Annotated in this window: 22 protein-coding genes; 15 read left to right on the top strand and 7 right to left on the bottom strand. The window is 46.1% G+C overall.

Features of this window, described 5'->3' with window-relative positions:
• The first annotated feature begins 31 nt into the window (after positions 1–31).
• A complete protein-coding gene (locus MKY22_RS13750; RefSeq protein ID WP_214730032.1) occupies positions 32–544 on the top strand; it encodes a VanZ family protein in 513 nt (170 codons plus the stop codon).
• Positions 545–597: 53 nt separating this feature from the next.
• On the opposite strand, the gene MKY22_RS13745 is transcribed toward MKY22_RS13750, so the two are convergent.
• The gene (locus tag MKY22_RS13745) at positions 598–792 is read right to left on the bottom strand and encodes a hypothetical protein (RefSeq protein ID WP_341089309.1); all 195 of its coding nucleotides are present in this window, start codon (positions 790–792) and stop codon (positions 598–600) included.
• A 383-nt stretch (positions 793–1,175) separates the two neighbouring features.
• Here MKY22_RS13745 and MKY22_RS13740 point away from each other — a divergent pair, with 383 nt between their 5' ends.
• Complete coding sequence (locus tag MKY22_RS13740; RefSeq protein WP_341089307.1) at positions 1,176–2,609, top strand: ankyrin repeat domain-containing protein; 1,434 nt, start codon at positions 1,176–1,178, stop codon at positions 2,607–2,609.
• 62 nt (positions 2,610–2,671) lie between these two features.
• Here MKY22_RS13740 and MKY22_RS13735 read toward each other — a convergent pair whose 3' ends face one another.
• Positions 2,672–4,768: a bifunctional metallophosphatase/5'-nucleotidase gene (locus tag MKY22_RS13735; protein ID WP_341089305.1), complete on the bottom strand. Its 2,097-nt coding sequence runs from the start codon at positions 4,766–4,768 to the stop codon at positions 2,672–2,674.
• Between the two features lie 371 nt (positions 4,769–5,139).
• Between MKY22_RS13735 and MKY22_RS13730 the strand changes: the two genes are divergently transcribed.
• From MKY22_RS13730 to MKY22_RS13720, 3 genes are all read left to right on the top strand, one after another.
• Positions 5,140–5,262, top strand: a complete 123-nt coding sequence (locus tag MKY22_RS13730) for a hypothetical protein (RefSeq protein WP_255359374.1) — start codon at positions 5,140–5,142, stop codon at positions 5,260–5,262.
• Positions 5,263–5,596: 334 nt separating this feature from the next.
• A complete protein-coding gene (locus MKY22_RS13725) occupies positions 5,597–6,394 on the top strand; it encodes an ABC transporter permease (protein ID WP_290784557.1) in 798 nt (265 codons plus the stop codon).
• A gap of 15 nt (positions 6,395–6,409) precedes the next feature.
• Entirely contained in the window at positions 6,410–7,363 is a 954-nt protein-coding gene (locus MKY22_RS13720; RefSeq protein ID WP_035410435.1) for an ABC transporter ATP-binding protein, read from the top strand.
• A gap of 152 nt (positions 7,364–7,515) precedes the next feature.
• Here the strand turns inward: MKY22_RS13720 and MKY22_RS13715 are convergent, their stop codons facing one another.
• Positions 7,516–8,097: an LOG family protein gene (locus MKY22_RS13715; protein ID WP_341089301.1), complete on the bottom strand. Its 582-nt coding sequence runs from the start codon at positions 8,095–8,097 to the stop codon at positions 7,516–7,518.
• Between the two features lie 78 nt (positions 8,098–8,175).
• On the opposite strand from MKY22_RS13715, the gene MKY22_RS13710 reads away from it, so the two are divergent.
• Positions 8,176–8,349 (top strand): hypothetical protein, encoded by a 174-nt coding sequence (locus tag MKY22_RS13710; protein WP_200934380.1) that lies wholly within the window; start codon positions 8,176–8,178, stop codon positions 8,347–8,349.
• A 293-nt stretch (positions 8,350–8,642) separates the two neighbouring features.
• Positions 8,643–8,963 (top strand): hypothetical protein, encoded by a 321-nt coding sequence (locus tag MKY22_RS13705; RefSeq protein ID WP_056063305.1) that lies wholly within the window; start codon positions 8,643–8,645, stop codon positions 8,961–8,963.
• Positions 8,964–8,986: 23 nt separating this feature from the next.
• Here MKY22_RS13705 and MKY22_RS13700 read toward each other — a convergent pair whose 3' ends face one another.
• Positions 8,987–9,862, bottom strand: a complete 876-nt coding sequence (locus MKY22_RS13700) for a helix-turn-helix domain-containing protein (protein WP_341089294.1) — start codon at positions 9,860–9,862, stop codon at positions 8,987–8,989.
• 147 nt (positions 9,863–10,009) lie between these two features.
• On the opposite strand from MKY22_RS13700, the gene MKY22_RS13695 reads away from it, so the two are divergent.
• From MKY22_RS13695 to MKY22_RS13680, 4 genes are all read left to right on the top strand, one after another.
• Positions 10,010–10,156, top strand: coding sequence for a hypothetical protein (locus tag MKY22_RS13695; RefSeq protein ID WP_313122264.1), 147 nt, complete (start codon positions 10,010–10,012; stop codon positions 10,154–10,156).
• A gap of 79 nt (positions 10,157–10,235) precedes the next feature.
• Positions 10,236–11,441 (top strand): hypothetical protein, encoded by a 1,206-nt coding sequence (locus MKY22_RS13690; protein ID WP_341089289.1) that lies wholly within the window; start codon positions 10,236–10,238, stop codon positions 11,439–11,441.
• The gene (locus MKY22_RS13685) at positions 11,434–12,171 is read left to right on the top strand and encodes a hypothetical protein (RefSeq protein WP_312193226.1); all 738 of its coding nucleotides are present in this window, start codon (positions 11,434–11,436) and stop codon (positions 12,169–12,171) included. Before MKY22_RS13690 ends, MKY22_RS13685 begins: the two co-directional genes overlap by 8 nt.
• A 141-nt stretch (positions 12,172–12,312) precedes the next feature.
• Positions 12,313–12,624 (top strand): hypothetical protein, encoded by a 312-nt coding sequence (locus tag MKY22_RS13680; protein WP_341089285.1) that lies wholly within the window; start codon positions 12,313–12,315, stop codon positions 12,622–12,624.
• Between the two features lie 36 nt (positions 12,625–12,660).
• Here the strand turns inward: MKY22_RS13680 and MKY22_RS13675 are convergent, their stop codons facing one another.
• Positions 12,661–13,080: a helix-turn-helix domain-containing protein gene (locus tag MKY22_RS13675; protein ID WP_035410414.1), complete on the bottom strand. Its 420-nt coding sequence runs from the start codon at positions 13,078–13,080 to the stop codon at positions 12,661–12,663.
• A 207-nt stretch (positions 13,081–13,287) separates the two neighbouring features.
• On the opposite strand from MKY22_RS13675, the gene MKY22_RS13670 reads away from it, so the two are divergent.
• On the top strand, positions 13,288–13,812 hold the full coding sequence (locus tag MKY22_RS13670; protein WP_056063286.1) for a VanZ family protein: 525 nt from the start codon (positions 13,288–13,290) through the stop codon (positions 13,810–13,812).
• A 16-nt stretch (positions 13,813–13,828) separates the two neighbouring features.
• A complete protein-coding gene (locus MKY22_RS13665) occupies positions 13,829–14,824 on the top strand; it encodes an ATP-grasp domain-containing protein (RefSeq protein ID WP_290752742.1) in 996 nt (331 codons plus the stop codon).
• Between the two features lie 65 nt (positions 14,825–14,889).
• Here MKY22_RS13665 and MKY22_RS13660 read toward each other — a convergent pair whose 3' ends face one another.
• Positions 14,890–15,648 carry a homing endonuclease associated repeat-containing protein gene (locus MKY22_RS13660; protein WP_290774633.1) on the bottom strand — a complete coding sequence of 253 codons (759 nt, stop codon included), beginning with the start codon at positions 15,646–15,648 and terminating at the stop codon, positions 14,890–14,892.
• A 29-nt stretch (positions 15,649–15,677) separates the two neighbouring features.
• The gene (locus MKY22_RS13655) at positions 15,678–16,946 is read right to left on the bottom strand and encodes an O-antigen ligase family protein (protein ID WP_341089271.1); all 1,269 of its coding nucleotides are present in this window, start codon (positions 16,944–16,946) and stop codon (positions 15,678–15,680) included.
• Positions 16,947–17,284: 338 nt separating this feature from the next.
• Between MKY22_RS13655 and MKY22_RS13650 the strand changes: the two genes are divergently transcribed.
• Positions 17,285–17,920: a YveK family protein gene (locus tag MKY22_RS13650; protein WP_231496901.1), complete on the top strand. Its 636-nt coding sequence runs from the start codon at positions 17,285–17,287 to the stop codon at positions 17,918–17,920.
• Positions 17,921–17,941: 21 nt separating this feature from the next.
• Positions 17,942–19,807 (top strand): polysaccharide biosynthesis protein, encoded by a 1,866-nt coding sequence (locus tag MKY22_RS13645; RefSeq protein WP_341089266.1) that lies wholly within the window; start codon positions 17,942–17,944, stop codon positions 19,805–19,807.
• The last annotated feature ends 4 nt before the right edge of the window (positions 19,808–19,811 follow it).

Here is a 19,811-nt window from a genome sequence, read left to right as displayed (position 1 = left end):
TAGGATGTACAAAGAGAAAGGAGCGTGCATGATGCGCCGTATACCCATTGCTGCTTATGTAGGAGGAGCCATCTTACTTTCCTTATTCGTCTTCAGTTCGATGACCTATCAGCAACAATCCCTGATTCCATTTTTGACACAACATATGCCGCTCGACTGGGTCTATGCGTTTTCATTCGTGTCGTTCCATTATGAAGTTCCAATCAGCGTCGCGTCACTCGGACCTGCAGCCTTCCTTGAATTCTTCATTCGGAAAGGCATGCATGCCAGTCTGTTCTTCGTCCTCGGGGTCAGTCTCGTTCATTTTTTGCGCGGTCGAGGGTACGCAGCGTTACCAGCTGCTTTCTTTGCCTTCACGACAGCGATGACAATCGGTGTGTTGGATGAGTTCCATCAATTGTTGACGGGCGGACGAACACCACTCGTCGGTGATGTATTGATCGATGGAAGTGGTGCATTGATTGGCATCGTATTGTACACAGCGATTCGTCTTTACTTAAAAGCTGATCGAATCGTACGGGAGCAAGAACAAAAGCATGCATGAAAATAACCCATCGTCTCAATCATCATGACTGAGGCGATGGGTTATTTTAGCGATTAGAACCGTTGTACCCACTCGATTTTGTACTGAGTGCGTCCGTATTCTCTTCTTAACATGTTGTCGGCTTTTTTTCGTGCTGTCGTATGATCGCCTGTTCGAACATTCAATCGATCCGTGTCGATGATCTCATCTCCGCGTAATACGTGATACTGGACGGTGTAGTCCTTTTTTGTTAAATTAAATAATCCCAAATTTATCACTCCCATATTCTTCTTCCTGTTAGTTATTATATGGGATTCCAGATTTTTCTTCAATATAAAAGAGTGACTATTGTCCCACCTGTCAATAAAAAGTTAGTGGTTCAAATAGCAGATTGCTTTATTGTTCGAATTGCGTATAAACGCTAAAAAATCAACAAAAAACGCTCTAAAATAGAATTTTAGAAATTTTATTACATATATAATGAATATTCAGGAAAAAAGTTACGATATCAAGATGTGTCTGAAAATATAATTTATCTGAATATTCTTTTGGTATGTCAGGAAAGGATTCCCTTGGAACTTTGATGGAATAACCGTTAAGATAAGAAGGAAGAGAAAACGATGAATTACGTGACAGATGAGGGAGATGACACATGGAGCAGGAGATGCATGAACGAATCGATCCCGCGCACCGGATCAGGCAAGCGGTGACCCGCAAAGAAACCGTCTACTTTAGTTTGTTGTTAGGCATCGCCATCGTGACGGTCGGTGCCATTATTGGATTAGTGTTTGAAACAGGGCAGGCCGGTATTTATGTGATGGTGGGTCTTGTGATCCTATTGTTGATACTCTGGCTACGACAGTGGCAACGAGTGTCCCGGATTCGAAGTGAAGGGGTTCGCTTGAGTGCCGAGCAGTTCCCAGAGTTGTTCGAGCAAATCCGTATACATACAGAACAGTTGCAACTATGGCGGATGCCAGAAATCTATTTCCAAGATGACGTGAAACGACCGCATGTCATCGGATTATTTCAAAAGTATTTGATCGTTCTTCCGACGTCATATTTGGAATTGACAGAGGTACGGCGATTCCAGTTACTGCTTGAACTTGCACGCATTAAACGAAATCATCAAGAAAAGCAGGTGTTGCTTTGGATCGGGAGCTGGGTTCCATTTTTACGTCCGGCTTACACGCGGGCATGCGAACGGACTCGTTATCAGATGGTTCTACCGCTTGTATCCAACCAGTGTGCCCGGCAAGCGATCTTTGAGGATATTCTCGGACCAACACTTCTTGCGACGACGGATATCGTTTCCTATACGGCGGAGAAGCGTCAGCAACGGACGTTTTCTGTCTTATTGTATGAGAAGCTACAGACCAATCTATCCATGCTGGAACGGCTTCGCTTGACGGGTGAACCGCTCGATCAACCCCGTCCTTTCCTACGTTATAGTCAAGGAATCATCATCACGCTTAGTGTTCTGACGGTCATGTTCTTCGTCAGTGCAGGGGCAGGGATCTTGCTGAACGAAGCGGGAACGCAAACGGCAGCCAGTAACGATACGGCGACGGCAAAAACGAACGATCAGAATTTAAATGAGACGGAATTGATGGCAGCGATTCAAAAAGGAAAGCTTGAAGATATCCATCGCTTGATTCCGGAAAGTGATATGACAGCAGTCGATGCAGATGGGGATACAGCACTGCATTATCTCGGTTACCGGAAGTCGAGTAAGGGGCTTGAATCGATCTTTAAGGAACTGCTAGAAGCAGGGAGTGATGTCGATGCCGTCAATGACTTTGGCGAGCGACCATTCATTACAGCTGTCTTCAGCAATAACGATGAACTCGTCGATCTGTATTTGAAACGAGGCGAGAAAATCAACCAACAAGATGACGATCAGTTCACGCCGCTTCATCATGCTGTCGAGGGTGAGGGGAAACAGACAGTCAAGCTATTGCTCGAGCGCGGTGCCGACCCGTCGATCAAAAATGCGGATGGCTTCACGCCGCTGATGATGGCACAGGAGTATGAACTCGATGAAATCATTGATCTGTTGAAACAGCACTCCGCGCAAACGTTATAAAACAACAACCGCAGGCTCTCTCGAATGGATCGAGAAGACCTGCGGTTGTTTGTTGTATTGAATTAGTTTGATAATTTTGATGTGTCGACGATACGACCTTCGATGTTGTAATTGACTTCACCGAGTGATTTCGTGAAATCACGTAGGTTTTCCCAGTCAGAGAGACCGAGGTCCGTGACACGGCCTTCTTTATAAGCCGTTGCGAATGGTGTGAGACCATCGCCGCCTTTAGCTGTGAAGGCATTCGTTGCGAGAACATAAGTCTTCGCTGGATCAATAAGATCGTACGTGTCACCATTTTTGACTTCGATCTTCGTGACGCGCTCTCCAGCTGTTTTCGTGCTGTCGTATTCGAACTTCATACCCGAGACGTGGAGGAAACCACCGTTTTCTTTTGGCGCAACCCCAACACTGATTTCAAGAAGATTCTTGATTTCTTCACCGGTCATCTTCGCTGTCGCGAGCGTGTTACCGAATGGAAGCGTCGTTAAGACTTCACCGACAGTAAGTGGTCCGGCATCAATGGCAGCACGGATCCCTCCACCGTTTTGCATCGCGATGACTGTATCCTTATTGTATTCTTTCGCTTTTTTGAGCATACCATCCGTGATCAAGTTTCCGAGAGCCGTTTCACTGTTGCGGACACTGATTTCGCCGCGTGGGTTTGGAAGGGCATTAACGATATTCGCACCGACTTCTTCGTTTTTCAACTCAGCGATTTGATCTGCATATGGCTTAAGGATTTCAGCCGCACGCACATCTTCTTTTGCTGTAGAAACATCAATCAATGAACCGTTATACTCAGTCAATTTTCCTTTGTAGTCGAACGTCAAATCAAGATTTCCGAGGAAATCACCGTATTGGTAGGCTTGAGCGATGATTGTCGGTTCTGCTTTGCCTGGAACGACCGTCTCATCAACGACGACCGGTTTTTCAAGTTTCGTGTGCGAGTGACCGCCGACGATGACATCAATCCCGTCGACATTACGTGCAAGCAATTGATCGTTATCGATTGCTTCGTTGTCATCAAAACCGATGTGTGTCAACGCTACGATTTTATTGACGCCACGATCTTCAAGCTTTTTGACAGCAGCTTTAGCGCTAGCAATATAGTTTGCAAACGCAACCGTACCTGGGCTTGCGATATCTTTCGTCTCTTCTGTCGTCAGACCGAAGAAACCGATTTTTTGACCTTTGTATTCCTTAATGATGCCTTGATAAATCTTGCCGCGCTCCGGCCCTGCAGTGATTGTTTTCTTTTGTAGACCCTTGAACGACTTATTTTTGCTGAAATCGACGTTCGCCGTGATGAACGGGAATTTCGCCTTAGTGACGAAGTTCTTCAAGGCGATGTTATTGTCTGTATCCCCAAGATCGAACTCATGGTTACCGAACGTCATCATATCGTATTTCATATAGTTCATCAGTTCAAGATCCGCTTGACCGAGGAACTTGTTGAAGTAGAGTGTTCCAGAGAAGACATCACCTGCATCTAATAGAAGCGATGGTTTACCTTCTGCACGGTAAGCTGCGCGAAGTTCTTTGATGACTGTCGCACGTTTTGGTGTCTTATCGAGGTTCGCGTGCGTATCGTTCGTATGCATCAAACCGATCGAGAAGTCATCCGTGTTGACGTCGAGAACTGTGATTTTTGCTTTTAATGTAATTGTCTTTCCGAGGCGTGTATAACTTGCGACCGCATATTTCACACCCGCTTCGCTCGTATCGACCTTCGACCAACGGACTGGTTTGTCATGTATACGACCTGTAGCATAAAGAATACCTAATGTTTTTGGCAATTCTGGTTTTTGATCGACATAGATTGTTTGAGCTTCCACTTTTTCAATGATCTTTACAGCATAGTTCTGAATGTAGATTTTAATCTCAATCGGATTCTTTTTCTTACCGTATGTGCCTTTGACCGTTTGGTAACGGTTGAACGCATGGCGATCGTACGATTTCCATGTGATCTTCTCACCTTTATATGTAGCAGGGAGTTTGACCGGAGCACCTTTCGTGAAGACGAGTGACTTGAGTTTGACCGTTTTGACTTTGACATGCGTTGCAGCCGAAACTGTCGTTTGGGCAACCGGCACGATTGCCGATGTCGTCAGGGCGACAGCCACAGCTGCCGCGTAAAGCGGTTTTGATTTGTACATACGTAAAAATCCTCCTTCAAGAGTGGGGTATGAATGCAAGGTCGAGCTGCGATCGTTGACCTCTTCTTCTACTATAAAGGGTTTGGAAAGCTTCGTGGGATGAACCTTTTGTAAATAACGTAAATTCTTAGGTCCGACAACATGACAACCCATGGGAGTCGTTCGTTTGATAGGATTCAAATCCGAACGTTCGCTTTCTCGCTTAAATGATAGCGCTTTCATTATATCTTGTCTTGGATAAAAATGAAACGAAAGAATATGAACAATCGTTAAACATTTCCATTAAATGTCGATTTTTTAGTGGTCGAAAATTGCTAAATATTGTATGATATCAGTATACAAGCAGTTTGGATGAAAAGGGGCAACGCTGGATGAATGATACGATTCGAGGAGGCGTTCTTGTCGGCATTATTTGTGTGATTACGGTCCTCCTCGTATGGGGGCTTGCTTCGCCACCGACGACGATCGAATTTCCACATTTTAATCACGCATGAAGGAAGCAAACTAGGAGATGACCGGTGGTTACCCGCCGGTTTTTTCGTGTCTGAAAAACTACAGTTTGGTGTCGGTTCGTCCAATACATTGACACGCTTTTTCCCGATGGCTAGAATTGATTAAGTGTATATAGGAAGTATTGCTTCTATCATGCACGAGTAAACGAAGAAGGAGGCGAGTCAGAATCGACCGGGCATGGTCCCGTTCACGCGGAGGGAGCGTTCGTTTGAGCAATCGCGGACGGCATCCGTCTTTTTTGAGTGGAATCAACGAATATGAAAATAAAATACATGTATCATGAATCGGAAGGAACTTACACTTATGCTGAAAGAAATGAGAAGTATCATCCGGGAACAGGTCGATAATTTCCCCCTGATTCGCCGGTTGGCGCGATATGAAATCAAATCAGCGCATGCAGAGCAGCGCCTTGGCCTTTTATGGGAGCTCCTCAATCCGGGTCTCCAAATCTTCATCTACTGGTTCGTCTTCGGGGTCGGTCTGCGCGGAAATAAAGACGTCGATGGAAACATTCCATTCATCGTCTGGCTCCTTTGCGGGATCGTCGTCTGGTTCTTCATCAACGATGCCTTGCTTCGGGGTTCGAATTCGATCAACAGCCGTCTCGCGATGGTAACGAAGATGCGTTTCCCGATGAGTGCGATTCCATCGTATGTCATCTTGTCACGGATGTATCAACATTTCGCGATGCTTGCGATCGTCATCGTCGTCATCATTGCGAACGGTATTCCGATCACGTGGAAACTGCTTCAATTGCCGTATTATATGATTGCCACCTACATTTTCGTCTATGCCTTTTCGCTTTGTTTTTCAACGCTCGTCACACTCGTCAAGGACATCCAGCTCTTCTTGCAATCAATGATGCGGATGCTCTTTTATATGACACCGATCCTTTGGAACATCGAGCGGTTCCCGGACGTCTTGCATGGTGTCCTACGCTTGAATCCAGTCTACTACCTCGTCGAGGGATACCGGGCGAGCTTGCTCGGCGGACATTGGGTCTGGCAAGAATGGCCAACGGGTCTGTACTTCTGGAGTGTCACGCTCCTCTTATTCTCAGCCGGAACGTTCTTGCACATCAAGTTCCGTAAATCATTCACTGAGCTCGTTTAAGGGAAGGAAATCGCCATGTCTATGATTAAACTCGACCATGTCACGAAACGCTTCGACATGGTCACGACTACGAAAGAAAAATTCAAGCTCTTGTTCAAAAATCAAAGCAAGAGCGTTAAAACCTTTACAGCTTTACGCGATATCTCACTTGAGATCGGAAAAGGAGAAGTCGTCGGTCTCGTCGGAATCAACGGTTCGGGTAAATCGACGCTCTCGAATCTGATTTCAGGAATCATCTACGCGAACGAAGGAAACGTCGCGATCAACGGAGAAGTCGCAATCATCGCCGTGTCCCAAGGATTGAAGAACGTGCTGACAGGACGCGAGAACATTCGCTTGAAATGTCTCCTGCTTGGGATGGACGATGCGGAAATCGAACGTCGGATGCCTGGAATCATCGATTTCGCGGATATCGGTGACTTCATTGATCAGCCAATCAAGAAATACTCGAGTGGGATGAAGTCACGACTTGGTTTCGCAATCGCCGTCAATGTCGATGCCGACATCTTGATCGTCGATGAAGCATTATCGGTCGGTGACCAAACCTTCTATAACCGTTGTATCGATAAGATGAACGAATTCAAGGACGAAGGCAAGACGATCATCTTCGTCAGTCACTCGCTCTCACAAATCAAGAGTTTCTGTGAGCGTGTCGTCTGGCTCGAATACGGTCAAGTTCGACTCGACGGGACGACGAAGGATGTCTTACCGGAATATAAGAAGTTCCTCGCAGAATATAAGAAATGGTCAAAAGAGGAACAACATCAATACCGTCGCGATCGCTTGAAGGAACAAGCAGCAAATGCGCGGTCCGGAAAAGAAAACGTCGATGCTGACGTCAACGTAAAACATCCTGGCTGGATTTTATCAGGTCTCGGATTACTCGCGATTGCGGCAGGTAGTTTGATGGTCATTGATGAGACACCATCTTTGACGAATCTTAGCGACGCAATCATGAAGTTCTTCTAACGTTTTACCAGATGCCTCTGTGCATCTGGTTTTTTTGTGCCCAAAGAGTAGGAATCCTGAAAAGGAGTGGAGAAAACTAGTAAGTGAGAGAAGAAATATCGGAAGAGTATGCGAATGCATCAAAAAAAACGGAGTCGAGGACTCCGCTTTCATCAGGTTTGTGAGCGATCCATATACGTTTTGACTCGTGGTGCTTCATATGTGGCGAAGCGTTCTAAGAGACGATCCGGATCCGACTCGACGACCAGCATCGCTCGGTGTTCGGGAATCAAGAATCCTTGACGTTCCATCGTGTCGAACAGGGCAATCAAGGGGTCATAGTACCCGTCAATGTTGAGTACACCGCACGGTTTTTCATGCAGACCGAGTTGTGCCCACGTGAAGACTTCGAAAAACTCTTCCATCGTTCCGGGTCCGCCTGGAAGAATAATGAAGCCATCGGCCAGCTCTGACATCTTTGCTTTCCGCTCGTGCATCGAGTGGACGAGGTGCAATTCAGTCAGTTCCGGGTGTGCTAATTCCTTTTCTTGTAGAAAGTGGGGGAGGACACCGATCGCTTGACCTTGAGCCGTAAGCGTAGCATCCGCGACAGCTCCCATCGTCCCAACGCGGGAACCGCCGTATACGAGTCCAATGCCGTGAGCGGCGAGCGCTAGACCAAGCTTCTCAGCAGCCTCGCGAAAGACTGGATGCGCACCATCTTTAGAACCACAAAATACTGCAAGTCTATTCATGAACAGAACCTCCTTTGTTATTGTCACCATAGCATATTCGGTGAGCGAACGGCAGAGGAGACCAGGAAGGAGATCGGTATGCGACCACGTACGATCGTTTGGCTCGTCCTAATTATCGCAGCAATCAATTTGGGACTTGGGATATGGATGCCGGATACGTCGACTCGGACAACAATTAGTTCGATACTACTAGGTGTGATTCTCATACTCGGTATATTTTATGTCATCGCGTTACGACAATCATCAAAATAAAGAGAGCTGGTTCGACTCGTGTGAGTTGAACCAGCTCTCTTTTTTGTTTGTTACGAAATTTCATCATGATGGAATATTCAAAAAAATCTATTTTCATACACAAGTTCGACATATTGATGGATGATTTGTAAAAAAAATGCAGTATTCGGGACATATGACCCGCGCCAAAAGTAATAGAAAGTGAAAATAATGTGTAAAATACCATAAATATTCGTATTCGAATATTTAGAGGGGGTCTAAGGTTATATGATGTTGTTACGAAGCCATACGAAAAATAATAGGAGGTTATTTAAATGAACTTGAAAAAGAAATTAGGTTTAGCGATTGCAGCTTTATCATTGTCTGTTACTGTTGGTGCTGGCGTTGCTAGTCAGCTTGAAACTAATGTAGCGATCAAAGGATTGCCACTCGAGTACTCAGAAAGAACAGACCTAGCGATTAAAGGACTGCCACTCGAGTATTCAGAAAGAACAGACTTAGCGATCAAAGGATTACCACTTGAGTATGCTCCAGCTTTCGATGTAGCGATCAAAGGATTGCCTTTAGAGTATTCACAAAAAACAGATGTGGCTATTGATGGAATTCCACTTGAGTACGCAGTAAAACGAGCTTAATTGAAATTCGTATATTGATACAGCTATTTGGCTAGATATTCTTCTTTCATCGTTTTAATAATTTTTTGATACTCTTTCATTCCTAATAATTCAAACAAAAAATATGATTTATCAAAAGTTCTAATAATTTCTTGTGATGGAGCACCTAATTTATCTAAACAAGCAGCTCTTTGAGAGTACAATTGTCCGAGTAACGACATATCTTTAAATTTTAAGCTTGTTTCAATTGCTTCATCAATTATAGTAAGTGCTCGATTATGTTTTTGAAATTCTAAAAGAATCTTTGAAAAATTATACGAAATTCTAATTCGATCGACGATTAAATCATCATTGTCAAAGTTGAGATTTAATATTTCTTCATAAACATTGATACTGTATTGAAAACTTCTATTTTCAGAATACAGATTCGCAATCGCAGATTTAATTCGAATTAGCATATTCGGTGAATAATATGAAGTGGAGTATTCATTAGATAGATTTTGGAGCTCTACTATACATGTACGGTAATCGATTTTTCCTAGTCTATACGAGCAAATGAAGAAATAATATTTATATAATAATGAATGTTCAAATGAAGTATTAGCGTTAGATAGTGCGACTTTACTTTGTTTATAAATGCCTTCAAAGTCCTGATTTCTAAATTTATAAAGTAATTCTTCGTCAATCGTTCGTAAATTCGTTTGTTGATTTGTAGGGTCTAAGAACGCTGACAATGGAACTTGTAATCGCTTTGATAAAGCATACAATAATTCGACTGTCGGCGAATGCGTATCACTCTCGATCTTACTGATCTCTGCTTGACTGCAAATTCCGTTTGATAAATCTTTTTGTGTCAGATTATGTTTCTTTCGCAGTCGGCGTAATGCTAAGCCGATTTGCGGTGACATGAATTGATCCATCGGCTCCTCGTCCTTTCGTAAAGATTGAACTGGTACAGGGTACCAATTTCTATTATAGAAGCGAACTGAACGGGATACCACTGATTTACTAGATTTCGTATCAATGTTTCAACGACCATCTCACTTGATTCAGAAAGGGGTACAACCATGACACTCATCTTAAAAGAAACGCGACGTAACATGACTTCATGCGCTTGGTGTCTCAATCCTGCTACCGTCTCCGTCGCCCCCCTCGCTCATCGGGAAATGGACCGGACTAATACGAAACCAAAAGCAACTGTTAAATCGGCTTAATACACACAAAAAGGACTTCATTCGGATCGTAGAGAATGAAGCCCTTTTTTCAATCACTTGACGAGAAAGGAGAGAGGACATGATCGGATTATCACTTTTATCGGAACAAGACGGCTGGCTGCAACGTTCCTTGCCATCTACCGCGATGCAGACTTTTTGTGAGAGACATCGTATTTCAATCGATGCCTTTGATTATGATACGCATACGTTTCATGATTTACTCGATTACATGGATTTTCAGGAATATGAGCACTACGTCTTCGTCCTCCAAGGAGAAGGGGAGCGTACGTTGCGTCTCGTTGCCTATTTGCAACACGAGATGCTACACGTCCAGTTTCATTTGATCCGGCAGAACGGGGAGGTTCTGTTCGGTCAACCGGATTTCCTGAACGGTCTCTTCTTACCGCAGGAAGAGATACCGGTTTCGGCATCCGTTCCGGCTGTTCATCATGCTCTCCTTTCGTTGATGACGGGTGTCTATCCGGCATCCGTGCCGCACCATCCGCAACCGCTGCGTCATGTCTATATCGAGGACAGCTCATTGTTGGACCGGATTCCAGTAGACAGTTTTCAATTGATGACAATCAATAGTGTCATCTATTTTGACCATCCGATGCGGCACGATCTGCCGATCATCGAACTGATGAGCAGGACCCCGATTTTGTTGACGTTCTCAGATGGTTTATCTCCGTCACTTGCGTCACAGCTGACAGTGTTATCTCGCGATGCACTTGCCGAGCGGTTACAAGACTGGCAGCAAACGGGGTGCATTCAAAACGATCAATCGATGGGGATTCTCGATTATGCGACAGTAAGCGGATTACGCGTCTCGCATCGCCTGTTCTTTTTTGCGGACGGGATTTACGCTGATCGACAAAAAACGATTCAGTTGAGTGCGGATATTTCAAGCGATATTGAATGTCTTCGAGAACAGCAACCGCAACCGGAGGCGCTCGCGTCGCAAACGGAACTGGAGTTGTTTCCGTTGTTGTATCAACTGGCAGGGTCGTTTCAAGGGACGAGCCGTTTCATCACCCCTTACTCGGATCTTGAATTACCCCGGACGTCTGGACGGATTGGACCGTTAACATTGATCGGCATTCAAAATGAGGAAGGGTGTTTTGCGTTCGATCGAACGACGTTACGTCTGTTCGAGACGAACGAAGCGTTCCTCTGGATTTTAGAAGCGGATCAAAAGGAACAATTCGACGTGTTGCCAGAGCGACTCGGCGCAGATTATGCGGAAGCGATTCAGCATTACAAGGAGTTGATGTATCATGGGTGAGGTCTTATTTGGTCCGTTTTTGCGTAAAGGTAGCTACTCCCGTGTCCAAGTGCTCGATCATGTACAGGCAGATGAACGAATTGGTCGATTGTACCAAGAAGCACAACAGTTAAATGAAGTCGATGAGTTGATGCTCTATCGACGTTATCTACAAAAAGGAGAGCGGATCCTATTTTACGGAACGTTTGATCCATCCCTGTTTAATCTTTTGTCGGACGAGGGGTATGACCTTTATCTGATCGAACCGGAAGCTGCGCGGACGAAACAGATCGCGGAGCGCTATCAACATAAGATCTACGGCTGGAGTCATGACGTGACGGACGTCGTCGGACCTGAGTATTTTGACCGGATCATCTTACCGGGAACGACGATTTTACGTTATACACGCGGAGAACTGCTGTTGTTCTTCCGCAACATCCGTCAGTTGCTACGACAGGGTGGACGCTTGCTCGTGTCCTTGCATCACATCGATCACCTAAAATCAATTGTCCATCCGATTGCGACACGACGCTTTCAAAAGACATTACTTTTCTATGGCTATCATATCGATGGGGAACGTCTCTTGTTCAACGCTTATCTCAAATCCGGACAAGAGGAAAAAGTCAGTTATGCGGTCGAATATCTATACGAACCAAAAACGCTGTTTGAATTTGCGACGTTATCGCGTTATCATGGACAATTTCTATATGAAGGAAAGACAATGATGGTATTGGAGTTCGAAAAACAATAAATGCAAAATATAATGTAATAATAAAATAAAAAATATATGTAATATATTGGTTTGAATAGGTCTAAAGACTGGGTAATGAGATACAGTAGTTTCCTTTGCACGATTCAAAGTACATCATAAGAAAGAGGAGCCGGATGTATCATGGAAAATCAGAGCGGAAGTACCTTTCAACAAAGTTGTCTATCGTTCATTGAGACCTTGTTTCCAGACGAACCTTTTCATTTCTTAGAAGAATCGAAAGCGATGGACGCCTTTGGTTATCCCGGTCGTCAATTGTTTTTCGCTTCACCTGCCCGTACTTTGAAATTCACTGTACTCGAGCAGGCGCATAAGCATTACACACGTGTATTCGTATCCGAGAAAACAAGCGAAAATACGTTTTTTCGTCAGTTATTAGAAGCAACATATGACGACAATCAATTATACATCGATCATATCGTCCAAACAGAATAAAAAAAGAGATCAAAATCAGCTGATTTTGATCTCTTTTTACGCTTCGATAGAAGAAAGACCCCGCTTTAATGCTTGATCAATGGACGTTGCCATCTCATCCCGGACAGGTGATGAGACGAGTCGACCATCAAAATAGATTTCCTTCGATAGACTGAGATGAACCAGTAAATCTTCAAGAATGAGCTTTAGATCAAGCGGTTGCGATGGTTCAAGCGCTTGTTGCATGAATTCACTCAATGAAGGATGCTGTACATACTTCGGATCGATGAGATCAATGATCGTCGTGTCTAAAGCAAGAGCCAATCGTTCCAAAACTTGAGCAGAGGGAATGCGCTGACCACGTTCGTAAGCGGAAATGTCCGTTGCTGATTCACCACACCGTTCACCTAAAAATTTTTGAGTATACTTGTGTTGTTTGCGCAATTGCATGATTTTTTTACCTAGTGCACGATTCATGGCACTCCACTCCTATTCTTCAGCTCATTCTTTATAGTACTAATTAACCACTTTCAGTATAAAAGAAACCTGATAAATGTAAAATATCGTTTTTCAAGGAAACTAAAAAAATGAACTGGGTTAAAATAGAAATTGATTTTCGGAGATAATCGCCTATCGTTTCTGTCCGTGCTATTCTAAAGTGATATCACATAAGGGAGTGTCTTCATGAAAAAAATCACCTGGTCCGGCTATGTCGTCTTTGCCGTCCTATTGATCCTCTTCATCTCAAGTTCGATGCCCTATCAGGAGCAATCGATCAAACCTGGTCTATCTCGCTATATCCCATTAGGATTCGTCGATCATCTACGATTCATCTCCTTCTCGTATCATGGAGAAGTCAGTGTAGCGGCGCTCGGACGCAGTGGATTCATTGAATTTTTCATTCGTAAAGCAGCGCACGTCTCGACGTTTCTCGTATTAGGTATCGGTTTGATTGATTTGACGCGTCGTCGTTTGACACCGGGTCTTGCCGTCTTGTTCGCTTACTCATTAGCAATCACCATCGCTGTGTTTGATGAGTTTCATCAAATTTTAACGGGTGACCGGACTGGTCTCGTCCAAGATGTGTTACTCGACGGAACCGGAGCATTGATCGGAATCGGATGCTATCTGCTCGTTCGTAGGAAAAAAGTACAGCGCCAAGCAGGAAGTCTTTCTTTCTGGCACGAAAAGAAAAGGCATCACTTTTAACGAAGGAGATGGCCCTATGAAGACTGCCCATTTGTTGATGACAAGCGTCGGTCGCCGGACGAAACTGGTCGAGTACTTCGTTCGTGAGATGCCGGACGGTCACGTCAGTACTGCGGATTGTAATCCACTTGCACCGGGTCTTTATATGACGGAGCGTCATCATCTTGTCCCGCGCATCGACGCACCGGGGTATATCGATCATCTACTAGAGTTGTGTCAGCGGGAAGGCGTAACGGCGCTGTTGTCATTGATCGATCCCGAACTGGAGTTGCTCGCAGCGGCAACGGAACGATTTGAAGCGATCGGTGTCACGGTCCTTGTCTCACCGATGGATGCGTGCCAGTTATGCTTTGATAAATACGCTATGTATACGTATTGTGTCACGGAAGGGATTGCCCATGCACGGACATATGCGACGCTCGACGCATTTAAAAATGCGCTCGCGCAAGGGGAAGTCGCATTTCCAGTCTTCGTAAAACCACGTAACGGCAGTGCTAGTCTTCATGTCCAGGTTGTCTCCTCCCTTCAGGTCGTCGAAGGATTGTTCGCTGTCCATCCGAATTTATTGATTCAGGAATACTTAAGAGGACAAGAGCTTGGCGTTGATGTGTATGTCGATTGGCTGACGCATGAAGTGACGGATATTTTCATTAAGGAGAAACTCGTCATGCGCGCAGGAGAAACGGATAAGAGTCGCTCGGTCAAACGCGACGACGTCTTTGAATTGATTGAGCAGGTCTTAGCGGGAACTCGTCTCGTCGGTCCACTAGATTTTGATCTGTTCGATGTGGACGGAACGCTCTACTTGTCGGAAATCAATCCACGATTTGGTGGGGGGTATCTTCATGCCTATGAGTGTGGGGTCAATTTTCCGAAAGCGATCCGAAACAATCTCCACGGGCAACGCAATCCTCGACGGATCGGGGCGTATACGGAAGACATCTATTTGTTGAAGCACGATACGGTGACACTATTGCCGGCATCTTTACTTGAGCAGATCGAAAAATCATGATACGCACGAAAAAGGAGTGATCCGGTAACGTACCGGGTCACTCTTTTTTAGATGGAAGAAAAGGATTAGGAAAGAGAAACGCGTGCACGCTTGAGGCATTGCACGGCGGAGGTCCAGCTGCCGAAGAGGGCGTTGATTGTCGAGGTGCTCGGAACCGAGCGACCTTCTGCCCATTTTCGGTAATGGATGATGCTGAGAGAAGGTAATTCTTCTTGTGCCTGCCGCAGTGCTTCAAGGACGTCTTCTTCGACCCATTTCCGGCGAGGTGGAGCGATGTCAAGGCAAGCGAGAGCATCTGCCCACGAACCATATTTACGGGCAATCGTCGCGACTGTCGGATGTCCATTTTCCTGTGCCCAAATCGCATACGTCTGTGTTGTCAGACGCGGAAGGACATCGGAAGCTTCAAGTAAAGCAGTGATGATCCGTTCTTCCGTCATCGAGATGGAGCGTGTCATCTCGATCTGTGCTTCTTCAAGCGCACGTGACCAAGAGCCGAAACGTAAGTTGATCAGCGTCAAGGATGGACCGTGTTTGGCCTTTGCCCACTCCCGGTAGCTATTACTATGGAAGGGATGTAAACGTGTCGATGCTTCCTTGATGAAAGTAAGAATCTCTTCATCTGAAAAATACGGACGGATCGATGAGAGACCAGCGGCTTGGAGTGCTTCACGCCAAGAGCCGAATACATTGATGATCGTCGTGATCGATGGAATGTCTTTTCCGACCGACCAGCGCGCATATGTCTTTGCGTCGAGAGAGGGATATTCGATACTAGCTTCGATCAGGCTATCGATGACTTGTTGTTCTGTCCATTTCTTCATGATGTCATACCCCTTTCGTGTAGGTGCGTCTAGGTGTGGGTACTGTCGTGAGGTGGAGGTCGACGAAGCGACGCATAAGCGAGAAGGCTGAGCCAAATGAAATAAAATCCACTCGGTCTGACGAGAACACTTTCCGTGAATTGGAGTAACCCGAGCCAGCTGGCTAGCAAGAGCGCGAGGAAAGCGAGATCCGTCGTCTGAATGCGAAGCAGTCGATAAAACAGATACAGAAAGACTGCACCGTACAACAGACAACCGATGAGACCGAATTCGTAGAGAAACGTGATCGGTGTGCTGTGAAATGTATAAAGAATCCGTTCCCCGAGTTGTTCCTGCATTCCACGCGGGGCACTTCCGATCCCGTGACCGAACCAGAGCGCGTCAGCGGAAGCGTGCCATCCTGCTTGCCAAAGCGTAAATCGTCCGTTAAGACTGAGCAGACGAGGAAGCAGACCTTGAAATGCGAAGACGGCACATAAGATCAGGCTTCCTGTCACATAACAGGCAGCTACCTGCATCCGGCGTCTCGTTCCCGGAACCATTCGAATACTCGTCAAGAGTGCCAGGAGGACGAAGGAGTAGATTCCTGTCTGCGAACCGCTCCTTAGCAAAGCAATGACGATCAGGAGTAAGAAAACAGCGTGCAGAAGACTTTGCCAACGTGGAAACTGTCGCAGTAGATAGACCCAAGCAAGCAGTCCTCCCGGAACGAGCCACGCTGCGAACGTATTCGGATTGTTCATCAGTCCAGCAAGGCGAAGGAATGAACCTTGCTCTCCGACATACAGCTGAGGAAACGACAAAGGACCGATTCGAAGCCATTGTAGGTTTTCGACCGGAACATACTCTGTGCCAAACGAGACGATGAGTGCGTAGGAAGCGAGAAAGACGGCTTGTCCGTAAAGGAAGTAATACAGAAGACGATGCCATTGATCGATCGATGTACGTGAGAGCGAAGAGACGATGCCGACGAAAAGCCAAGTCGAAATGAGGTAAAGCGAAGCAAGGACACGATCCGTATTCGCGTTAAAAAAGAAAAATACAATATGAAATGTCAGATAAATCAGAAAAATAAATCCGATTTGATGTCCAGTTGTTCGATTGACGCGATAGAACGGTCGTAAGATGAACCAACAGACGCTGAACAGAACGATGTAGGCAGGAAGCAACCAAAGTGACCACTGTTTAGGTAACACTTCGTCCGTAAAGGATAGAGGACGAATCCAAACATCGAGCATGATCCAAATGACTAGGATGGATAAGGCAAACGATGTGGGTATATTGACTGATTTTAACATGATTTCTAAAGACTATCCACCCTTCATATAGGACTTATTACCGATTCAAATACTTTTTAATCGTCAAATTTGTATTTACCCTCATATTTTAAAAAATCATGCATACCAATGAAAAAATATTAAGAAAAACGCAATCATTTTTTCGTGAATCGCGTTTTTTTTGTGACATGAATTCCTGCTGTGAACTCGCGTCACGCAAACGAGATAGCTACCGAAAAAAATATAATCATTTTCACCAAGCTCTAATTGTTTTGGAATTCGATTGGAAATAAGGTGTAGACATAACCAATGTCCATCCATTCGGTCAAGCTAGAAAGAGGTGAACAACAGTGAGCTCGATGCATCAAAGAAAAACCTTTGGAGATCATCTGACGACACTCCGACGCGGCTGGTGGCTACTGGCACTCTTCACGATGCTCTTCGCAGGTGCCGGATATGCACTCAGCACGTATGTCATTCCGAAGACATATGAAGCGACGGCCTACATCCTCGTCGTTCCTCAAGCAAACGCAGAGGCGACATCGACGCCGACACTCGTCAGTACCTATCAAGATATCTTGCGAAGCCCAGAGGTCGTCGATCAGGTCGCCCAAAAGATGAACGTCACCGACAAGCGATTATTCGATTTGACGGATCGTCTGACGGTCTCGAGCAATCTCGATTCGCAAGTCATCGCCTTATCCATCACGGATCGTTCAGCGGAGCAGGCAGCCATTCAGGCAAATACGATGACGGAAGTCTTCCAGGATTATCTCCCGCAACTGATTAACACGAGTAAGACGGAAGTCTTCTCCAGTGCACGAATTCCAACGAAGCCCGTATCCCCGAACATTTTGATGAATACGGGAATCGGTGGTGTCCTTGGTTTAATGCTCGGACTCCTGATCGTCTATTCGCGCTCGTTAAGCAAAAAAGAAGTGACACGTGAAGCGACCGACAGTTATCCGAAAGTCATTCCCCGGACGCACTCATGAGAGAGGAGAGGAGACACCATCATGCAGCATTCCCCGCTTACCCCGTATCGTCGGCAGTTGAAGATTGGACTCCTTCGCCTGATCGACGCCGGAGTCATCGCACTCGCAACCGTAGTAACGTTCTACTTCTTTAATCCGCTCCATCTCACCGTCAATTTCGAGTTACAGGATGCGCTCGAAATCGCACTCATCCAGTGGATTGCCCTCACCTTCGTCGCTCATTGGATGCGTTTCTATCAAATCATCTGGCGCTACGCGAGTTTACGTGATCTCGCCGTTCTCCTCGTCGTCGTCCTTGCCAGCAGTTTCGTTTTACTTGGTCTTGAATATGCGTTGTTCGACTTTGCGGTCGAACGGGCGATCTTCTTGCAGACAGGACTTGTCTTGAACGGTATCTTATTCGTCCGGTTGTTGATTCGTGGCCGTAGTCTCAGACTCGTTCCGGAGCATAAGACGCTCGGCAAACGAACGCTAATCATCGGTGCCGGAGCTTCCGGACAGATGATCACGAAAGAACTGAAACAAAAGAAATCGCATATCTTAAACGTCGTCGGATTACTCGATGACTCGCTTGAACTACGCGGGATGCGAATTCACGGTGTTCCTGTCATCGGAGCGATCGAGCAACTTGAATGCATCATCGAGGAACAAAAGATTGAAGCGGTCGTCCTCGCGATCCCGTCCTTATCGTATCCGCGACGAATCGAACTGTTGAATCGAATTAAACAGACGCAAGTCGAGGCGCATACGTTACCGATGCTCGTCGAACTCGCTTCCGGTAAGGTCTCGATTCAACAAATCCGTGAAGTCTCAATCGCTGATTTACTCGGACGGGAACCAGTCGAGCTTGATATCACGGAAATCGAACGAAGCGTGCATGGAGCGACGGTCCTCGTCACCGGTGCCGGTGGATCAATCGGTTCCGAGATTTGCCGGCAACTGATTCGTTTTCGTCCTGAACGACTTGTTCTTCTTGGACACGGTGAAAACAGTATCTACCTGATTCGCCGGGAACTCGAGTGTCTCAGCCAGGACATCCAGTTCGAATCCGTCATCGCCGATGTACAGGACAGTGACCGGATGCTTGAAGTCATGCGACGCTTCGAACCGGACCTTGTCTATCATGCGGCAGCCCATAAGCACGTCCCGCTGATGGAGGATAATCCGAGCGAAGCCGTCAAGAATAATATCTACGGAACACGTAACGTCGCCCGAGCAGCAGAAGCGGCTGGAGTCAAACGCTTCGTCATGATCTCGACCGATAAGGCAGTCAACCCGACGAGCGTGATGGGCGCGACGAAACGAATCGCTGAGATGGTCATCCAGCAGATGGCAAGAAATAGCGAAACGACGTTCGCCGTCGTCCGGTTCGGCAACGTCCTCGGAAGCCGCGGTTCCGTCATCCCACTTTTCAAGGAACAAATCGCGAAAGGTGGACCGATCACGATCACCGATCCCCGGATGACACGTTACTTCATGACGATTCCGGAAGCGAGTCGTCTCGTCATTCAAGCGAGTGTCCTCGCAAAAGGTGGCGAAGTGTTCGTCCTTGATATGGGTGAACCGGTCCACATCACGACACTTGCGAAAAACTTGATTCACTTGAGTGGATTTACAGAAGAACAGATCCCGATCGTCTATAGCGGGATTCGAAAAGGGGAGAAACTTTACGAGGAACTGCTCGCTCGTGATGAGGTGCATGACGAACTCGTCTTCGAGAAGATCCTCGTCGGAAAGACACGCCCGTTCGGCTCCGTCGATCCGTACTTGCGTGAGATCGCCCAAGCGCTCGATCGGGACGAGACACTTCGCCAGTATTTATTAGAAGTGACGAACGAGACTGATGCCGACCCAGTCGCGCCGACGATGCGGATCGCTCGTAAATAGAGAG

Origin of the sequence: Exiguobacterium sp. FSL W8-0210 (assembly GCF_038006045.1) — a bacterium.
In the GTDB taxonomy this organism is placed as follows: domain Bacteria; phylum Bacillota; class Bacilli; order Exiguobacteriales; family Exiguobacteriaceae; genus Exiguobacterium_A.
Note: the sequence above shows the minus strand (reverse complement) of the source record. Positions and strands in the feature narration are given on the sequence as shown.

Bases quoted from the DNA above. Each gene is read 5' to 3' on its own strand.
- MKY22_RS13690 (WP_341089289.1), top strand. From the start codon at position 10,236: ATGATCGGATTATCACTTTTATCGGAACAAGACGGCTGGCTGCAACGT.
- MKY22_RS13655 (WP_341089271.1), bottom strand. From the start codon at position 16,946: ATGTTAAAATCAGTCAATATACCCACATCGTTTGCCTTATCCATCCTA.
- MKY22_RS13705 (WP_056063305.1), top strand. From the start codon at position 8,643: ATGAACTTGAAAAAGAAATTAGGTTTAGCGATTGCAGCTTTATCATTG.
- MKY22_RS13720 (WP_035410435.1), top strand. From the start codon at position 6,410: ATGTCTATGATTAAACTCGACCATGTCACGAAACGCTTCGACATGGTC.
- MKY22_RS13670 (WP_056063286.1), top strand. From the start codon at position 13,288: ATGAAAAAAATCACCTGGTCCGGCTATGTCGTCTTTGCCGTCCTATTG.
- MKY22_RS13645 (WP_341089266.1), top strand. From the start codon at position 17,942: ATGCAGCATTCCCCGCTTACCCCGTATCGTCGGCAGTTGAAGATTGGA.
- MKY22_RS13735 (WP_341089305.1), bottom strand. From the start codon at position 4,768: ATGTACAAATCAAAACCGCTTTACGCGGCAGCTGTGGCTGTCGCCCTG.
- MKY22_RS13665 (WP_290752742.1), top strand. From the start codon at position 13,829: ATGAAGACTGCCCATTTGTTGATGACAAGCGTCGGTCGCCGGACGAAA.
- MKY22_RS13710 (WP_200934380.1), top strand. From the start codon at position 8,176: ATGCGACCACGTACGATCGTTTGGCTCGTCCTAATTATCGCAGCAATC.
- MKY22_RS13740 (WP_341089307.1), top strand. From the start codon at position 1,176: ATGGAGCAGGAGATGCATGAACGAATCGATCCCGCGCACCGGATCAGG.
- MKY22_RS13650 (WP_231496901.1), top strand. From the start codon at position 17,285: ATGCATCAAAGAAAAACCTTTGGAGATCATCTGACGACACTCCGACGC.
- MKY22_RS13750 (WP_214730032.1), top strand. From the start codon at position 32: ATGCGCCGTATACCCATTGCTGCTTATGTAGGAGGAGCCATCTTACTT.
- MKY22_RS13725 (WP_290784557.1), top strand. From the start codon at position 5,597: ATGAGAAGTATCATCCGGGAACAGGTCGATAATTTCCCCCTGATTCGC.
- MKY22_RS13695 (WP_313122264.1), top strand. From the start codon at position 10,010: ATGACACTCATCTTAAAAGAAACGCGACGTAACATGACTTCATGCGCT.
- MKY22_RS13715 (WP_341089301.1), bottom strand. From the start codon at position 8,097: ATGAATAGACTTGCAGTATTTTGTGGTTCTAAAGATGGTGCGCATCCA.
- MKY22_RS13675 (WP_035410414.1), bottom strand. From the start codon at position 13,080: ATGAATCGTGCACTAGGTAAAAAAATCATGCAATTGCGCAAACAACAC.
- MKY22_RS13685 (WP_312193226.1), top strand. From the start codon at position 11,434: ATGGGTGAGGTCTTATTTGGTCCGTTTTTGCGTAAAGGTAGCTACTCC.
- MKY22_RS13660 (WP_290774633.1), bottom strand. From the start codon at position 15,648: ATGAAGAAATGGACAGAACAACAAGTCATCGATAGCCTGATCGAAGCT.
- MKY22_RS13730 (WP_255359374.1), top strand. From the start codon at position 5,140: ATGAATGATACGATTCGAGGAGGCGTTCTTGTCGGCATTATTTGTGTG.
- MKY22_RS13680 (WP_341089285.1), top strand. From the start codon at position 12,313: ATGGAAAATCAGAGCGGAAGTACCTTTCAACAAAGTTGTCTATCGTTC.
- MKY22_RS13700 (WP_341089294.1), bottom strand. From the start codon at position 9,862: ATGGATCAATTCATGTCACCGCAAATCGGCTTAGCATTACGCCGACTG.